Annotated in this window: 14 protein-coding genes; 7 read left to right on the top strand and 7 right to left on the bottom strand. The window is 59.2% G+C overall.

Annotation, left to right across the window (positions count from 1 at the left end):
- Positions 1 to 9: 9 nt before the first annotated feature.
- Positions 10 to 627: a LysE family translocator gene (locus LOY36_RS16880; RefSeq protein ID WP_019648612.1), complete on the bottom strand. Its 618-nt coding sequence runs from the start codon at positions 625 to 627 to the stop codon at positions 10 to 12.
- Between the two features lie 189 nt (positions 628 to 816).
- On the opposite strand from LOY36_RS16880, the gene LOY36_RS16875 reads away from it, so the two are divergent.
- Both LOY36_RS16875 and LOY36_RS16870 read left to right on the top strand, forming a co-directional pair.
- The gene (locus LOY36_RS16875) at positions 817 to 1,269 is read left to right on the top strand and encodes an Lrp/AsnC family transcriptional regulator (RefSeq protein WP_019648613.1); all 453 of its coding nucleotides are present in this window, start codon (positions 817 to 819) and stop codon (positions 1,267 to 1,269) included.
- Between the two features lie 164 nt (positions 1,270 to 1,433).
- Positions 1,434 to 2,417 carry a GlxA family transcriptional regulator gene (locus tag LOY36_RS16870; RefSeq protein ID WP_258668979.1) on the top strand — a complete coding sequence of 328 codons (984 nt, stop codon included), beginning with the start codon at positions 1,434 to 1,436 and terminating at the stop codon, positions 2,415 to 2,417.
- An 84-nt stretch (positions 2,418 to 2,501) separates the two neighbouring features.
- On the opposite strand, the gene LOY36_RS16865 is transcribed toward LOY36_RS16870, so the two are convergent.
- The 3 genes from LOY36_RS16865 to LOY36_RS16855 all read right to left on the bottom strand — a co-directional run bounded on the left by LOY36_RS16865 (position 2,502) and on the right by LOY36_RS16855 (position 5,342).
- Positions 2,502 to 3,428, bottom strand: a complete 927-nt coding sequence (locus LOY36_RS16865) for a sugar ABC transporter substrate-binding protein (RefSeq protein WP_258668975.1) — start codon at positions 3,426 to 3,428, stop codon at positions 2,502 to 2,504.
- Positions 3,429 to 3,534: 106 nt separating this feature from the next.
- Positions 3,535 to 4,323, bottom strand: coding sequence for a TIM barrel protein (locus tag LOY36_RS16860; RefSeq protein WP_258668972.1), 789 nt, complete (start codon positions 4,321 to 4,323; stop codon positions 3,535 to 3,537).
- Complete coding sequence (locus LOY36_RS16855) at positions 4,320 to 5,342, bottom strand: Gfo/Idh/MocA family oxidoreductase (RefSeq protein ID WP_258668970.1); 1,023 nt, start codon at positions 5,340 to 5,342, stop codon at positions 4,320 to 4,322. The genes LOY36_RS16860 and LOY36_RS16855 overlap by 4 nt, the downstream gene beginning before the upstream one ends.
- Before the next feature lie 194 nt (positions 5,343 to 5,536).
- On the opposite strand from LOY36_RS16855, the gene LOY36_RS16850 reads away from it, so the two are divergent.
- On the top strand, positions 5,537 to 7,552 hold the full coding sequence (locus tag LOY36_RS16850) for a sigma-54-dependent Fis family transcriptional regulator (RefSeq protein ID WP_258668968.1): 2,016 nt from the start codon (positions 5,537 to 5,539) through the stop codon (positions 7,550 to 7,552).
- Between the two features lie 177 nt (positions 7,553 to 7,729).
- Here LOY36_RS16850 and LOY36_RS16845 read toward each other — a convergent pair whose 3' ends face one another.
- On the bottom strand, positions 7,730 to 8,791 hold the full coding sequence (locus LOY36_RS16845; protein ID WP_258668964.1) for a LacI family DNA-binding transcriptional regulator: 1,062 nt from the start codon (positions 8,789 to 8,791) through the stop codon (positions 7,730 to 7,732).
- 183 nt (positions 8,792 to 8,974) lie between these two features.
- Here LOY36_RS16845 and LOY36_RS16840 point away from each other — a divergent pair, with 183 nt between their 5' ends.
- The 4 genes from LOY36_RS16840 to LOY36_RS16825 are packed head-to-tail and all read left to right on the top strand — an operon-like array spanning position 8,975 to position 12,551.
- Positions 8,975 to 10,087 carry a fatty acid desaturase family protein gene (locus LOY36_RS16840; RefSeq protein WP_258668962.1) on the top strand — a complete coding sequence of 371 codons (1,113 nt, stop codon included), beginning with the start codon at positions 8,975 to 8,977 and terminating at the stop codon, positions 10,085 to 10,087.
- A 36-nt stretch (positions 10,088 to 10,123) separates the two neighbouring features.
- A complete protein-coding gene (locus LOY36_RS16835; RefSeq protein WP_019648621.1) occupies positions 10,124 to 10,444 on the top strand; it encodes a MocE family 2Fe-2S type ferredoxin in 321 nt (106 codons plus the stop codon).
- A gap of 18 nt (positions 10,445 to 10,462) precedes the next feature.
- A complete protein-coding gene (locus LOY36_RS16830) occupies positions 10,463 to 11,704 on the top strand; it encodes an NAD(P)/FAD-dependent oxidoreductase (protein ID WP_258668960.1) in 1,242 nt (413 codons plus the stop codon).
- 1 nt (position 11,705) lies between these two features.
- Positions 11,706 to 12,551 carry a sugar phosphate isomerase/epimerase gene (locus tag LOY36_RS16825; RefSeq protein ID WP_258668958.1) on the top strand — a complete coding sequence of 282 codons (846 nt, stop codon included), beginning with the start codon at positions 11,706 to 11,708 and terminating at the stop codon, positions 12,549 to 12,551.
- A 9-nt stretch (positions 12,552 to 12,560) separates the two neighbouring features.
- On the opposite strand, the gene LOY36_RS16820 is transcribed toward LOY36_RS16825, so the two are convergent.
- Together LOY36_RS16820 and LOY36_RS16815 are read right to left on the bottom strand one after the other, a co-directional pair.
- Positions 12,561 to 14,102, bottom strand: coding sequence for a diguanylate cyclase (locus tag LOY36_RS16820; RefSeq protein WP_408981093.1), 1,542 nt, complete (start codon positions 14,100 to 14,102; stop codon positions 12,561 to 12,563).
- Positions 14,103 to 14,228: 126 nt separating this feature from the next.
- Positions 14,229 to 15,467, bottom strand: a complete 1,239-nt coding sequence (locus LOY36_RS16815) for an SGNH/GDSL hydrolase family protein (protein WP_258668957.1) — start codon at positions 15,465 to 15,467, stop codon at positions 14,229 to 14,231.
- Between the last annotated feature and the right edge of the window lie 65 nt (positions 15,468 to 15,532).

The following is a 15,532-nucleotide window of genomic DNA, read 5'->3' as shown; positions in this document are numbered from 1 at the left end:
AAATAACGGTCAGCGCAAGATCTGCTCGATCAACAACAGCACCGCGATGATGATCATGATCGCTCCCGAGAGCCGACTGACCACTTGAGCCGCAACGGGACGTGCCTGCAACACGACTCGAGAGCCGAACCCCACCAGCAAATAAACCACGCCACAACTGAACGCATGGAGCAGGCCTAACGCGATGATCTGCATCGGCACCGGCCAGGAGGCCGTCGGGTCAGTGAATTGAGGCAGTAACGCCAGGAACAGCAGAAAGACCTTGGGGTTGAGGCCGCTCACGCAAACCCCTTTAAAGGTCCAGCGCGCCCAGGAGCCGGATTGCTGGGTTTGCCCCGCGCGAGGAACCGAAGGATGCAGGAGCATGTTGATGCCCAGCCAAAGCAGATACGCAGCCCCGCCTACAGTGAGCACTGAAAGGGCAACGGGGTTGCTCGCAACAAGTCCGCCGACGCCGGCCGCCACGACCAGCGTGGCAACCAAATGCCCGATCAGCAGCCCGGCCACGGCGGGCATCACCACACGCCCGAATAACCCCGCCGATATGGCATACGCCCAATCTGCCCCCGGTGTAATCACGAACAAAAACGACACGGCCCAGAAAGCAGCGAAAACACTAGGGGTCATGATCGCCACCTTCTGATTTCAACGGTTTTTTGCATTTCTCTATCTCGCAGACAGGGAGGGGCGACCGACTTGTTTCCAAGTGCGGACGACCAACAGCGCTAAAGTTCGCGAAAAAGAATAATTGAAACCGGCTAGAATATTTTCCCTATTATTCCAACGCAGATACTGGTTTGAGGGAGATTCTTCTATATGGACCGAATTGATCTGAAAATTCTTGCCGAGCTTCAGGCCGACGGGCGCCTGTCGGTGACTGAATTGGCAGAGCGGGTCGGTCTCAGCCTGTCCCCCTGCCATCGTCGAGTGCGTGCTCTGGAAGAATCAGGCGTGATCCTGGGCTATCGCGCACAACTCGCCCCCAGTGCACTTGGCCTTAACTTTTCGGCAATGGTGTTTGCGACGCTTCGCGAGGGCGATCACCGGGCGGTTGAAGCATTCGAGGTCGCGCTTCAGGAGATACCCCAGATCGTGGAGGCGCAAAGGCTTTTTGGAGAGCCCGATTACTTGCTCCACGTCGTCACCCGGGATCTGCCGGCTTTCCAGCAGCTTTATGATGAACGCCTCTCCACGCTGCCCAACGTCCAGCGCCTGACATCCACCCTGGTGATGAAACGGGTCATTCAGGACCGTTCCCTTCCTCTGTGATTTGAACCTGTCTGTTGGGTGGTGCCGGATCGGCTTTCAACTGGCTTGATCGGTCGCATAATGGTGCTAGGGCTTTTTGCGCTTCTACAGTTAGCATTAGGCTTTATCTACGCAGTAACCGAGTGGGTCGAACATTGATCGAACGACGTCAATTCAGCGGAGGCATGAAGGGGAAAAATCTCCGCTATCTGAATGAAAACCCTGATGAGCTTGCTCGAATGACCCGGGCAGGCTTTGTGCTGCTCGAGCATTTCTCGCTGCCTGCGTTCACCCAGGCACTGGACACCATTGTCACCGCGAATCTTCTACGACCCAGGCTGTTCTCTTCGCGAACGTTCGGCTTGAACGACGGCGAGGTCATCAGCGATCTGGGCCTGGTCATCCGGCCGGATGCACGTCTGGATGCTTCAGCCATTCACGACTTGGATCTGCTGGTGATTTGTGGCGGCTACAGGACAGAGCTCAAGGCTGATGATGAGTTCATCAGCCTGTTGCGAATGGCGGCGAACCAGGGTATCTGCCTGGCCGGGTTGTGGAATGGCGCATGGTTTCTGGGCAGCGCAGGTTTGCTCGATGGGTATCGTTGCGCCATTCACCCCGAACATCGCCCCGCACTCGCGGAAATCTCCAAGGCGACGCAAGTCACCAGTGAACCCTATGTCATTGATCGCGACCGCCTCACCGCGTCCAGCCCCTCGGGTGCATTTCATATGGCGCTGGACTGGATCAAGGGCCTGCACGATAAAGCCCTCGTCGAGGGGATCGAGGACATTCTGGCGTTCGAGGAGTCTCGCTATCGGCGCATCAAACCGGCCGAAAATATCTGTGTGAGCGCGCCCTTGCGCGAGGTGGTCAAGCTGATGGACGCCAACCTCGAAGAGCCTCTGGAGCTGGAGCAACTGGCGGCCTATGCCGGCCGTTCCCGACGGCAACTGGAACGCTTGTTCAAGGAGCAACTCGGTACAACGCCGCAGCGGTATTACATGGAACTGCGGATCACCGAAGCACGGCGACTGCTCCAGCACACCGAACTGTCCCAGGTCGACGTGTTGGTGGCTTGTGGCTTCGTGTCGCCGAGCCATTTCAGCAAGTGCTATAGCTCGTACTTCGGGTACAGACCTTCCAAGGAAAAGCGGCTCGTTAAATAAAGGCTTTCCTTCACCTCTGCGCACCTGACTTCCGGCCCGATTGCTGCCCCGTCCCGCAGGGCAGCCATCGATCGGCTTTTGACGCTATTTGTAATGCTGCTCAAACATCGCCACTTGATCCGGCGTGATCAGCTGAAAGGGTACCCAGACATCCGCTTCGACCGGCTCGCCCTTGATCATCTTGATGGCCGCTTGTACCGCGCTGGTCGCCTGGGCCTTGGGGTCTTGAAAGACGGAGGCGACCAGCATCCCGCGCTTGATCGCCGCCAGGCCGTCGGGCAGGCCATCGATGCCGACAATCGCAATTTCGCCCTTGGCTTTGCCGGCTTGCTGCAGTGCCATGGCCGCGCCGATGGCCATCTCGTCGTTGTTGGCGACGATGGCGTCGAAGCCAGTGCCAGCCAACAGCCAGTTGCTGGTCAGGTCCATGCCTTTGTTGCGCTGCCACTCGGCACTTTGCTGTTCGATGATTCTGATCCCGGGGTAGTCCTTGAGCACCTGTTTGACCCCTTCGGTGCGGTCGTGCGTGGAGTTCTGTGCCAGGTCGCCCATGATGATCGCGATGTTGCCTTTGCCCCCCAGCTTGTCGGCCAGGTAGCGCATTTGCAGTTGCCCGGCCTCGATGTCATTGGACGCCACCGTGACCACGCCTTTGGGCAGCACGCGTTCGTCCGGGTGGCGGTTGACGTAGACCAGCGGAATCTTCGCCTCGACAGCGGCGCGGGTCATGTTGGCGGTGGCGGCGGTGTCCACGGGCAGGACGATGACGGCATCCACCTTTTGACCGAGAAAGCCCTGAATCTGATTGAGCTGGCGAACCACATCACCCTGGGCATCCTCGAACTGGATCTGGACGTTCTCCTTCCTGGCGGCATTTTCCAGGCCGCTGCGCACATAGGTCATGAAGTTGTCGTCAACCCTGGCAATGCTGACGCCGATGCGATAGTCGGCGGCGGCCCATTGGCTGACGAGTAATAACAGCGTGGCAAAGAATAGTGTGCAGCGACGCATGATGGTTTTCCTTTTGTTGTTATGAGATGAGCCAGTCAGTTAAGCCGTAATGCGACCCGTAGCAGCAGCCTCGCAAGCTCGACAGCTGCTACAAAGAGAGCGGCATTCAATCCAGCGTGAAGGCTTGCCGAAAACGCTCAAGTGCCACTTCGCTGTCACCGCTGGCCCAGCCCTCGAGCCCGACGACCCCGGTGTATCCCATGCGGAACAAGGCCTTGGCAATGGTCGGATAATGGATTTCACCGGTGCCGGGCTCCATGCGACCGGGGACATCGGCCACCTGGATTTCGCCGATGGCGCTGCCGGCGCGCTGGATCAGTTCGATCAGGTTTCCTTCGCCGATCTGGGCGTGATAGAGGTCCAGGTTCATCTTCAAATGCGGGCTACCCACGGCCTCGATCAGCGCCAGGGTATCGTCGGCGCGAGCGAAGGGCGTGCCGGGGTGGTCCACTTCGGTATTGAGGTTTTCCAGCAAGAACACTCGGCCCGCGTCTTCGCCCAGGCGAGCGATTTTTTCCAAGGTCTTGCAGGCGCTCAACCACATGCGTCCGGTGGTGTGGGCCATGGGTTTGACCGGCAAGCCTTTATCGCCCAGGCCGGTGCCATGCAGGTTGAGGCTAGGGCAATTCAGTTGGGCGGCGACGGCCAGCGATTCCCGTGCGCTGTCGAGCAGATGCTGGATGCCTTCGGCGTCGGTCAGGTTGCCTGAGATGTAGCCGGTCATCGAGGTGAAGTCAGCGCCGGTGGCGACCAGAGCCGGGATGTCTTTCTGGGTCCAGTCCCAAATTTCGGCGCTGAAACCCAGCGCGTGAATCCGTTTGACGCGTTCGGTGAACGGCAGGTCGAGGAACACCATCTCGGCACTGATCGCCAGTTTGAACGGGATGAAACTCATGAACGGGCTCCTTGCACGCGCACTGCTTTGCCCTGTTGGACGGACTCGATACACGCGCGGGCAATGGCCAGTGCCGCTCGGGCATCTTCACCGCTGGCCAGTGGTTTTTCACCGGTGCGCAGGCAGTCGACAAAGTGATTGAGCTCGGCCACATAGGCATCCCGCAACAGGTCGGTGTCCATGCGTTGGGTGTCGGCCTGGATGCCATTAGCCAAGTAGCGCAGCAGGTCTGAGTCATTGACGCTGCCCATGGTCAGCATGCCGGCGCTGCCGAACACTTCCCCTCGAACATCGTAGCCATAAACGGCCTGGAAATTGGCCTCGGCCGTGGCGATGGCGCCGTTGTCGAAACGGATCGTGACCACGGCGGTGTCTAGAAACCCTTTGCTCTTGTAGTCCGGTGCAATCAGCGCATCGGCCATGACATAAACCTCGACCGCTTCGGTGCCGGGATTGAGGTAGCGCAGGGTATCGAAGTCATGGATCAGGGTTTCGAGAAAAATCACCCACTGCGGCGAAGCGGCGGGATTGTTCAGTGCCGGGTCGCGAGTCAGCGAGCGCAGCAGTTGCGGCGTACCGATACGGCCGGCGACCACGTCCAGATGGGCGGTGCGGAAGCTTTTGGCAAAACGACGATTGAAGCCAACCTGCAGCGGCACGCGGGCATCGGTGGCTGCGGCGATGGCGCGGTCGGCCTCGTCCAGGGTGATGGCCATGGGTTTTTCACAGAACACCCCTTTGCCGGCCCGTGCCGCGCTGATTACCAGTTCGGCATGGCTGCGGGCCGGGGCGGCGATCAGGACGCCGTCAATTTCCGGGTCATCGAGCAGTTGCTGTGGATCGGTATAGACCTTCTGCACACCCAACTCTGCCGCCAACCGAGCGGCCTGGCCGGGTGTCGGGTCGGCGATGGCGGCCAGGCAGGCACCGGGAATGTGCCGGGCGGCCGTCTGACCGTGAAAGCTGCCCATGCGGCCGGCGCCGATGAGGCCCAGGCGGATGATCTTGGACGTACTCATGAATTGACTCCCTTTTATTGTTGTTCAGTGACTCGGCCGCAGGAATGTCCTCGGCTGGCATAACCCTTTGAGCAAGTGCTGTGCCAGTATTTAAGTCATTGATATTTAAGGGGTAAATCAATACTTTTTGAAAGAAGTGTTCATTCTCAGGACATGTCTACACTGACATGTCTAAAACATGAACATGGAAGCGGATGTCGATGATGGTCAACCCACAGGTAACAGCCTTCAGCGCGCAAGACCTCGATTACATCACCGCTCTCGGCCCTGCGTCGTTGAACGAAGGCTCGATCGCCGCGCTGGAACAGGCCTGGCTGGCGTGTCTGAACGGGCGTACCGATCGACCTGCCGGGGTCAGGCCGGTGATTTGGGATTCCTGGCGGCGCAGCGTCGGCATGGGCCTCGATCCTGAGGATGGCGAATATCGATTTGTTGCTCCTGCGGTTCTGGCCGCGACGCTGGCGGCCAATCGCACGTTGATTGCAGCGGCAGCGCAGGTCATGGGGGGATTGCTGGCCTACAACCCCAGGGGCCATATCAACCTGACCGATGCTCAAGGCACGACCCTGTACTTCTGCGGCCTGGACCTCACGCCGGTGGGCAGCCGGTTGCTGGAGTCGGTGCAGGGCACCAACTGCACGGGGCTGGCGCTTGCCGAGGACCGATTGGTGTATGTGCTGGCCGAGGAAAACTTCGCCAGCGGCTTGCGTCGACGGCGCATGCACTGCGCCGCCGCGCCGATCAGGGATGCGCAGGGCAGGACGCTCGCCATGCTGACCCTGACCGCTGAGCCGGGCTGGTTTCATTTTCATACGCTGGGCACCGTCCAGGCCGCGGCCGAAGCGGTCTCGCGGCAGATGGCGCTGCAAGCCCTGCTAGAAGAACAGCAAACCGTGCTTGAAGTGCTCAACGAGGGACTCGTGGTGCTGGATGAGCAGGGCTGCATCAAGGCGCTCAACCGTTATGCCCGGCAATTGTTCCGCGTGGGCCAGGATCTGCTCGGCAGCCCGTTCCAGCGTCTGGGGCAAAGCGAACTGACCGATGAAATATTACTGCGCGGCGGGGAAGGTCTACGGGATCTGGATTGTACGTTTGAGCTCCATGATCGCAGTCAGTTGGCGTGTCTGGTGTCGGTATGCCCATTGGAGCAGGGTGGGCGGATCGTTTCGTTGCGTGAGAACCGGCGCATCCGCGAAATTACGCGCCGGGTCATCGGCACTCAAGCCAGCTACACCTTCGAGACCATTCAAGGTAATTCGCGAGCGATACAAGACGCCTTGCACCTGGGACGGATCGCCAGTCGCAGTGAATCGACCACGCTGATTCTGGGTGAGAGCGGTACCGGCAAGGAGCTGTTCGCCCAGGCGATCCATAACGCCAGCGAGCGTTGCGACGGTCCTTTCGTGGCGGTCAATTGCGGAGCCATTCCGCGCGATCTGGTGCAAAGCGAACTGTTTGGTCATGTCGAGGGCGCCTTCACCGGATCGGCTCGCGGCGGATCTGCCGGGAAGTTCGAATTGGCCGATGGCGGCACGATCTTCCTCGACGAAATCGGCGACATGTCTTTCGATGCCCAGGTCAGTCTGCTACGGGTCTTGCAGGAAGGCGAGGTGACGCGCGTGGGGGCGAAAAAATCGCAGCAGGTGGATGTGCGCATCATCGCCGCCACCCACCGCAACCTGAGCCAGGCGGTGGCCGATGGCGCTTTCCGTGAGGATCTTTACTACCGGCTCAACGTCCTGAACCTGACGGTTCCGCCGCTGCGGATGCGCCGGGAAGATGTGCCCTTGCTGGCGCGATATTTTCTCGGTCGTTGCGCGCGGTCATTGCGCAAATCGGTGCAGGGCATCTCGCCAGAGGCGCTGGATATTCTTTCGGCCTACAGCTGGCCGGGTAATGTTCGGGAGCTTGAAAACACCATCGAGCGCGCAACCAATCTGGCGATGACCGAGATGATCCAGCCGGGTGATCTGCCACTTGAAATCAAGCAAAGGCTGCGGCCATCGGTGCCGGGAAGTGTGCCCGAACTCCGGGCTGCGCTGGACCTTGGCACCCATGAAATGAACGCGATCATCGCCGCCCTCAAGGATGCCCGAGGCAACATCCGCCTGGCCGCCCGGCAACTGAACGTTTCTCGTGGCGGGCTGTACAACAAGATGAATCGGTTCGGGCTGAGCGCCGATGCTTTTCGTGCGAGCACCGACCTCTGATGGGTAATGCTGTTCACTTAAGCCGTAATGCGATCTGTAGCAGCTGCCGAGCTTGCGAGGCTGCGTTCGGCTGCGCAGCAGTCGTAAAACCAGAACTCGCGGTGTGTCAGGCATACCGCGTCAGCTGGATTCACGACTGCTGCGCAGCCGAACGCAGCCTCGCAGGCTCGACAGCTGCTACCAGCGAACGCAGCTTCTAGCGTTCTCTGAGGTAATGATCTGCAACGGAATATGCACCCGATGCCGGAGCGGATCGAAGTCCGGCGTGGTCTGCAACTCGACCAGCAAGTCGATCAGCGCGGCCGCCAGCAAACGCGGCTGTGAGTCGATGACCAGGTCGATCAACCCTTGATCCAGGGCTTGTCGCGACAGCTCGGTCGACTCCTGCAGGATGCAACACAGCGACGGCCGTTTTGGTAGCTGTGACAGGGCCCGGATGATGCCGTCGCCGCCACCGCCGACCACGCACAGCCCCCGCAAATCGGCATGGCGGGCGATGAGTTCCAGCGTCGCCTCTTCGGTGACATCGCAGTTGTCCAGGTTGATCACCGCTTCGAGTAGCCGCAACCCCGGTGCGCGCTCCGCCAGGTAACTGCGCAGCCCCTCGACCCGAGCCTGATGACCAAGAAAACGATGGCCGCCGAGCAATACGCCGACGCTGCCTTTGCGTGCACCGCAGGTGTGAGCCAGCAGCCAACCCATGGTGCGCCCGACCTCATGATTATCCTGACCGATGTAAGGTTCTTCTGCCGCCTCGTGGATGTCGGACAGCAGGGCGATCACCGGTACGCCCGCCGCTCTGATCTGCGCGATGGCGGCATTGATCTGCGGGTGAGCGAAGCTGACCACCGCCAGGCCATCACACTGCACGGCCAGTTGTTCGATCTGGGCAATGATCGCGCTGGGTGTGCGATCGAAGACGTATTCGAACTGGCAGCTCAGATTGGCGCCGGCCTGACGCTGCGCTGCCTCGGTGATGGCGGTGGCAACGTTGGCATAGAACGCCTGGGCGGTACCGAGCAACAGGATGCCGAATCGATAGCTGGGACGACGTTCGCGAATGCGCTGGCCGATCAGCCGGGCGGCGAAATAACCGACGGCTTCGGCGGCCTGGAACACCTGCTCGGCGGTGGCCGGGTTGACCGGAGCCCGGGCATTGAGCACCCGGTCCACGGTGGCGACACTCAAGCGAGCGTGCTCGGCAACGGTGGCGATGGTGGGGCGTTTTTTGTTGTTCATGGTGGGCCCTTGAGTCGCTTTGATAGAAAACTATCAAGCTGCAATGGGCCTGGATGATAGCTTGATAGGGAATGTATTCAAGGGATTGAGGGTGGTTTGTGCGCTCTCTATATTTTCTCCAGCGATGCCATCCCGCATCGAAAGCAAGTGCTTAAAACCATCAAGCTTGCGGAGAACAATAAAATGCCCGAACACAACGCAGCCTTTGAAAAAACCGATAAACCCGTGCCAAGGGATTATCGATTGACCGGTCCCGAAGCCGCCCGAGCGGCGCAAAAAGGTTTGGTATCGGCAACGTGGTACCAATCGCCCATCTCCCGCAAACGCATGAAAGAATTGATGCAGCGTCGCGATGGCCCGGCCCTGCGTGATACCGCCATCTGGCTGTCGGCGATGGTCGTCACCGGCTTCGGTGGCTACTGGTTCTGGGGCTCCTGGGCCTGTGTTCCGTTCTTCTTCGTCTATGGGCTGCTCTACGGCACGGCGTCCAATGCCCGTTGGCACGAAACGGGTCACGGTACGGCGTTCAAGACCCGCTGGATGAATGATGCGGTCTACCAGCTGTCGAGCTTCATGTTCATGTTCGAACCCCAGGTCTGGCGCTGGAGCCATGCACGGCATCACACCGACACCATTATCGTCGGTCGCGATCCGGAAATCGTCGAGCCGCGTCCACCGAGTCTGATCATGATGGTGCTGAGTCTGTTCAGAATGCCTTACGCGTTGAAGACGATGGGGTCAGTTTGCCGGCATGCAGTCGGGCGTATGGGTGAAGAAGAGCAGACCTTCATCCCCGAATCCGAATGGCCCAAAGTGGCGCGAGACGCACGCGTCTGGCTGGTCATCTATGGGCTTACCGTGGGCACGGCGCTTTTTCTGCAGAGCTGGTTGCCGCTGATGTTTATCGGTCTGCCGACCCTCTATGGCGGTTGGTTGTCCTACCTGTTCGGCCTTTCGCAGCATGTCGGCCTGGCGGAAGACGTACTCGATCACCGCAGCAACTGCCGCACGATTTACATGAACCGACTGCTGCGCTTCATGTACCTCGACATGAACTATCACCTGGAACATCACATGTATCCGATGGTGCCTTTTCATGCGCTGGCGCAGCTTCACGAAGAGATCCGCCGCGACTGCCCGCCGCCTTACGGCAGCCTGTCCGAGGCCTTCAAGGAAATCATCCCGACTATCTGGAAACAGCGCAAAGACCCGAGCTACTTCGTCTGTCGTCCTTTGCCACAACGCGCAGCATCGGCCGCCACCGTCCAGGCAGAACCTGAAGTAACGCCGGCCTGACACCCTCCTGTCTGTACCACTACCAGAGAAAATGCCATGACCGATCAATGGATCGATGTATGTGCCGTGGGCGATATCAACGAAGAAGATGTCATTCGTTTCGATCATGGCCCGCACACCTATGCCGTCTACCGCTCCGCCGACAGCGAGTTTTTCGCCACGGCGGGCCTGTGCACCCACGAGTCCATTCACCTCGCCGATGGCCTGGTGATGGAGCACGTCATCGAGTGCCCCAAGCACAACGGGCGTTTCGACTACCGCTCCGGCAAAGCCCTCGGCGCACCGGTGTGCGTCAACCTCAAGACCTATGAAGTCCGGGTCGAGGCGGGGCGTGTGTTGCTCGCCATCACGGTTTAACTGCACGGAGTCTGTGCCATGAGTCCTGCCAATGCTCCACTGGTCATTGTTGGCGCCGGGCATGCCGGTGGCCGCGCGGCCCTGACCCTGCGCGACGAAGGTTATAGCGGTCGCCTGATCCTGATAGGTGACGAGTTTCACCCGCCCTATGAACGTCCGCCGCTGTCCAAAGGGTTGCTGCAGGGCACGGTCGATCTGGCGGGCTACAGCCTGTGCGATAGCGCTCGGCTCGCTGAACTGGACATCGAACACCTGGCCGGCAACCCGGTAAAAGGCCTGGACCCGCACCAGCATCGTCTGCAATTGGCCGACGGCAGCTGGTTGCATTACGCCCGATTGTTGCTGGCGACGGGAGGGCGCTCGCGCAGGCTTGCTTGTGTGCCCGAGCATCTGCGCAATGTGCTTTATCTGCGTAGCCATGACGAGGCGCTGACACTGCGCAATTCGTTGCGGCCCGACACCCGACTGGTGATCATCGGCGGCGGCTTCATCGGCCTCGAAGTCGCAGCCACCGCCCGAGCCTTGGGTTGTACGGTGACCTTGCTCGAAGCCGGGCCGCGTCTGGCGGGGCGGGTGTTGCCGGAACGGTTGTCCAGCGTTCTGTTGGAACTGCATCGCAGCCAGGGTGTGGATGTCCGACTCAACGTGGCGATCGAGGCGGTGCAGGGCACTACTCATGTTGAATCGGTGCAACTGGTCGATGGCCAACTGCTGCCCTGTGACCTGGTGGTGGTGGGCATCGGCATGCAGCCCAACACTGAGTTGGCCATGGCCGCCGGGCTTGAGGTCGGCCAGGGCATCCGTGTCGATGCGCAACTGCGCACCAGCGCGCCGGACATCTTTGCGGCGGGGGATGTCTGTGAATTTCGGCTGCACCCACAAGGGGGGTTCCAGCGTCAGGAAACCTGGCGCAACGCCGAAACCCAGGGCCGCCACGCCGCCCTGAATCTGTTGGGCGGCGAGTTGCCTTTCGAGGTCGTTCCCGGTTTCTGGTCCGATCAATACGACTGGGGATTACAGACCGTAGGCGTGATTGCAAACACGGAACCCACGGTAAGCCGGACAACCCCGGGCGGCGGTTTCCTGCTGTTCTACCTCGATGCCGAGCAGCGTTTGCAAGGTGCTTGCGGCTGGGGCCAGGGCAATAGCGTCGCCAAGGACATCAAGCTGTGCGAACGACTGATCGCTTCGCATAACCCCCTCTCGGTAGAGGCTCTGGCCGACGCCGAGGTATCGCTTAAACAACTGCTGAGGAACTGACATGCGCGAATTCCTGGTCTTCCAGTCCCTTTGGGCCATGCAAGATCACCGTGGCCAATGCGAGCTTGCGCTGGAAGCGCAACTGGAGAAAATCGTCGCCGCCGGTTTCGACGGAATCACCGACCATTTCTGGGTGGCGAACCATGCCGCACGCCTGCATGCAGCCGCCAAGGCGCAGGGCCTGCAAATCGAAGGACAGGTGTTCCCCCGCACCGTGGATGATCTGGCGGCAGCGATCGACGTCGCGTCCCGCTACGGCTGCCACCATCTCACGCTGCAAGCCGACGTCCGGCCACGCACGCTGGCGCAAGCCATCAAGTTGATCGAGGGGTGGCAGCGACTGGCAGAGCAGGTGGACTTTCCGATCCTGCTGGAAACCCACCGTTATCGCCTCACCAGTGATCTGTTGTTCACCCTCGACATTCTCGCGCAAATGCCCGATCTCAAACTGTTGGCCGACTTGTCCCACTATGTCGTGGGCCGCGAACTGCCAGAGCCGGCTGCGGCCGAGGACGACGAACAGATCCAGACCATCCTGCGCAATAGTTGGGGTTTTCATGGTCGTGTCGCCAACAGCGAACAGGTCCAGGTGCCTCTGAGTTTTGCCCAGCATCGACCCTGGCTGGAGCGTTTCCTGGGCTGGTGGCGCTATGGGATCGAGGACTGGCTGGCCCGACCGGACACACCCGCCAGCCTGTCCTTCACCTGTGAACTCGGCCCGCCACCCTATGCCATCACGGGGGCCGACGGACGCGACATCACCGACCGCTGGGTCGAGGCGTTGATGTTGAAGGAATTGATGCGCGAGGTCTGGGATGACTGCCGGGAACGGTCTTGCGCATCCTGACTTAAAGCCTTATCCGGCCTCGATCAAAGACAAACAGGCGGTCTGATTCCGGCCTGAGCGTTTCGCCAGGTACAGTGCCGAGTCCGCCTGTGTCAGCAGGTGCTTATATTCGGCAGCCTCCGGCACGCAGGTATAAACCCCTAAACTGACGGTCACACTCTTGGCCAGGTTGCCATCGTGTGCAATAGCAAGGTTCAGCACCGCGAGCCTGATGTCTTCGGCAATGGAGTAGGCACCTTCGGCATCTGTATCAGGTAGTAATACCGCAAACTCTTCGCCACCGTACCGCGCGGCTAAATCGGATGGCCTGTGAATGCATTGCGCGATTGCCTGCGCAACGGAAGCGATGCAATGGTCGCCGGCAATATGCCCGTATTGATCATTGAAGCTTTTGAAATAATCAATATCGAGCATTATCAAACTGATCTGAGAGTGATGTCTTACCGCGCGAAGCCATTCCTGCTGCAAGCTGTTTTCGAGGTGGCGTCGGTTTGCAAGTCCGGTGAGCGCATCCTGTAATACCAGTTTTTCCAGGGCTGCCCGGGTCTGCTTCAAATGATTTTCTACCGAGACGCCGTAACGTATTTTCTTGATGAGCAAGAGGCCGACAAGAAGGTTGACCAGCAGCACTGCGCCAATCATCAATGCCATCTTGATTGTTCCGGTTTTCCACTCGGCAAAAATGGCTTCCCGTGAATTGGCGGCAGCGACGACCAATGGATATTTTTGAAGAAGCCTGTAGCCGAAGAGTCGATCAACGCCGTCGATAATCGATTTGATCATGACGGTATCAGCCGGAGACTTGGGTAAATAGATGGAAAATATTTCCCCTTTGGCTAGCGACGCACCGATGAACTCTTCAGCAAAAGGCCGCCTGGCGATTATCGTTCCGTCGGGAAGGGCCAGGAAAATTGCGCCTTTGCGGTCAATGGAGAACGTTGAGAAGAACTTATCAAAGTAGGCCATTTTGATCGTGGCCAGCGCGACACCCTTAAAATGGCCTTCGCTATCGTTGACTCGTCGGGAGAACGGAATAATCCATTCGCCGGTCGTGCGGCTGCGTATGGCCCGGCCGATTCTAGGCGACAGGGTTACGTTGTTTTTGTGAAAGATGAAGTAGTCACGATCGGCATTATTGGGGGCTTCAGGTTTCGAATCGAACGAAGTCAGGACCCAGTTGCCGTTTTCATCATAGTAAAAAAGGCCGTGCAACTGCTCGGTGGTAAAGACTCTGCGCTTAAGCAGTTTTTGCGTTTTATCGAGCTGTTGGGCACTTGGGTTGTCTTTTATTCTGTCGATCAGTTCATCCAGGATCAGGTTGGCTTCATCAAACGTGTCAGTCGCTTGTTGGGCCATCGACCACGTCAAATTGCCTGACACCAGTTTTGCTTGCGAGAGTTCATAGGCTTTACTTTGGGCGGCTTGAAGCCAGTAAATACTCAGTATCGAGAGGGTGACTAAAGCCATGAACACGACGGAGATCGCTGTTGCCGGCAGTCTTCTCGGCTGCAAAGGGGAGTGGCGGGTATTGTCTTCGGAGCGGCTTTCCACAAAACCCCCTAGGATGAATTTCTACTACATTATCTGTTGAACTGCGCAGGTGCCAACAGTTCATGCAATTCTCGAACTTGGGGCAATTCAAGCTCCATATGGTTTTTCGCGTTTTGTTTCAAACGACTAGATCAGCGTTTTCAGGTCGATATCCTCGGCCATCGCCTTGTTGCCGGCATCGCCGGGATGCAAGTGGTCGCCGGAGTCGATAGTCGGCAGTAAGCGACTTGGGTGTTCAGGGTCGCGGGTCATTAGATCGAAGTCGATCACGGCATCGAATGCGTGGCTGCTACGTATCCAGTCATTAATGGCCTGGCGCAGTTGTTCTTTCTCGGCGCTGTGATAATTCTTCACGCTCGTTCCATCCAGGGCGCCTTCGACCGGCATCAGGGTTGTTCCAATGATGCGAATGTTGTTCAGGCGCGCTTGATCGATCAGTTGCCGATAGCCCGCAATCAACTGTTCCTTGGCTGGCAGGCGTTCGTTCGGAGCGAAGGAGGAGCCCGGCCAACTGATGTCATTGATGCCGAGCATCACAATCACCGTTTTTACTCCGGGCTTGCCCAGCACATCGCGCTTGAAACGCGCCAGTGCACTGACACCCATGCCATCTTCGAGCAGGCGAGCCCCGGATATCCCAGCGTTGAGCACCGCGAGCCTCTGCGCGGCCAAGCGTTGAGCGAGGAAGTCCGGCCAGCGTCGATTGCTGTCCAGGGTCGAGCCATTGCCATCGGTAATCGAGTCGCCGAGCACCACCAAGGCACGGGTGTCGACCGGTGCATCCACCAGGATGTCGCTGAGAAACAGCCGCGCCTCCACCCGCTCGCTGCCTTCCAGTCGCTGAGCGTCGACATGTTTGCCAGGGGTGATAAATGCGGTTTGTTTGCCATCCCAGTGGAAGGTCGTCAACGGCGTGTGCTGCGGCAGATAAAGAGAGATCGCAAGCTCACTGAGCGCCGGCACTGCCAGATCTATCGGATCACTGATCCGCGTTTCACCCGCGGCGAGGGTGACCTGTTCCTGATCACTGAACTTCAGCGTGTGCCCGGAGCCTGCGCGAATCTGATCGACGCCCTCAACGAAGGCGATACGCGCGGCACCGATGACCAGCGGTTGCTTGCCATATTCGTTGGAAACCACCACCCGCACCCGGCTTCCGCCGCTGCTGATGCGCACCCTCTGGTGAAGGGTGCTGTCGGTCAGCGCTTCAGGAATTCGCGTGGGCAGCGGCAGTTCGTTGCCCCAGGTGGGTTGAGGGCTGGCCATCCAGGTGGTGACCCAATTTTCCGCCGCCATGACAGGGCTTGCGGCAAGCAGGGCAGTCAAGGCGAGAGGCAACGGTATTCTCGAGTGAAAGGCTTTCATCCAGGTATCTCCTTGGGCGGTAATGATTCAAGGAGGCCAGATTGGTCTATTCAAAATGCGTGTGG

It is taken from the genome of Pseudomonas sp. B21-019, assembly GCF_024749225.1.
GTDB lineage: Bacteria > Pseudomonadota > Gammaproteobacteria > Pseudomonadales > Pseudomonadaceae > Aquipseudomonas.
Note: the sequence above shows the minus strand (reverse complement) of the source record. Positions and strands in the feature narration are given on the sequence as shown.

Excerpts from the sequence above, each read along its gene's own strand:
- LOY36_RS16875 (WP_019648613.1), top strand. The coding sequence starts at position 817 with ATGGACCGAATTGATCTGAAAATTCTTGCCGAGCTTCAGGCCGACGGG.
- LOY36_RS16865 (WP_258668975.1), bottom strand. The coding sequence starts at position 3,428 with ATGCGTCGCTGCACACTATTCTTTGCCACGCTGTTATTACTCGTCAGC.
- LOY36_RS16845 (WP_258668964.1), bottom strand. The coding sequence starts at position 8,791 with ATGAACAACAAAAAACGCCCCACCATCGCCACCGTTGCCGAGCACGCT.
- LOY36_RS16860 (WP_258668972.1), bottom strand. The coding sequence starts at position 4,323 with ATGAGTTTCATCCCGTTCAAACTGGCGATCAGTGCCGAGATGGTGTTC.
- LOY36_RS16870 (WP_258668979.1), top strand. The coding sequence starts at position 1,434 with ATGAAGGGGAAAAATCTCCGCTATCTGAATGAAAACCCTGATGAGCTT.
- LOY36_RS16815 (WP_258668957.1), bottom strand. The coding sequence starts at position 15,467 with ATGAAAGCCTTTCACTCGAGAATACCGTTGCCTCTCGCCTTGACTGCC.
- LOY36_RS16855 (WP_258668970.1), bottom strand. The coding sequence starts at position 5,342 with ATGAGTACGTCCAAGATCATCCGCCTGGGCCTCATCGGCGCCGGCCGC.
- LOY36_RS16835 (WP_019648621.1), top strand. The coding sequence starts at position 10,124 with ATGACCGATCAATGGATCGATGTATGTGCCGTGGGCGATATCAACGAA.
- LOY36_RS16830 (WP_258668960.1), top strand. The coding sequence starts at position 10,463 with ATGAGTCCTGCCAATGCTCCACTGGTCATTGTTGGCGCCGGGCATGCC.
- LOY36_RS16880 (WP_019648612.1), bottom strand. The coding sequence starts at position 627 with ATGACCCCTAGTGTTTTCGCTGCTTTCTGGGCCGTGTCGTTTTTGTTC.
- LOY36_RS16850 (WP_258668968.1), top strand. The coding sequence starts at position 5,537 with ATGTCGATGATGGTCAACCCACAGGTAACAGCCTTCAGCGCGCAAGAC.
- LOY36_RS16825 (WP_258668958.1), top strand. The coding sequence starts at position 11,706 with ATGCGCGAATTCCTGGTCTTCCAGTCCCTTTGGGCCATGCAAGATCAC.
- LOY36_RS16840 (WP_258668962.1), top strand. The coding sequence starts at position 8,975 with ATGCCCGAACACAACGCAGCCTTTGAAAAAACCGATAAACCCGTGCCA.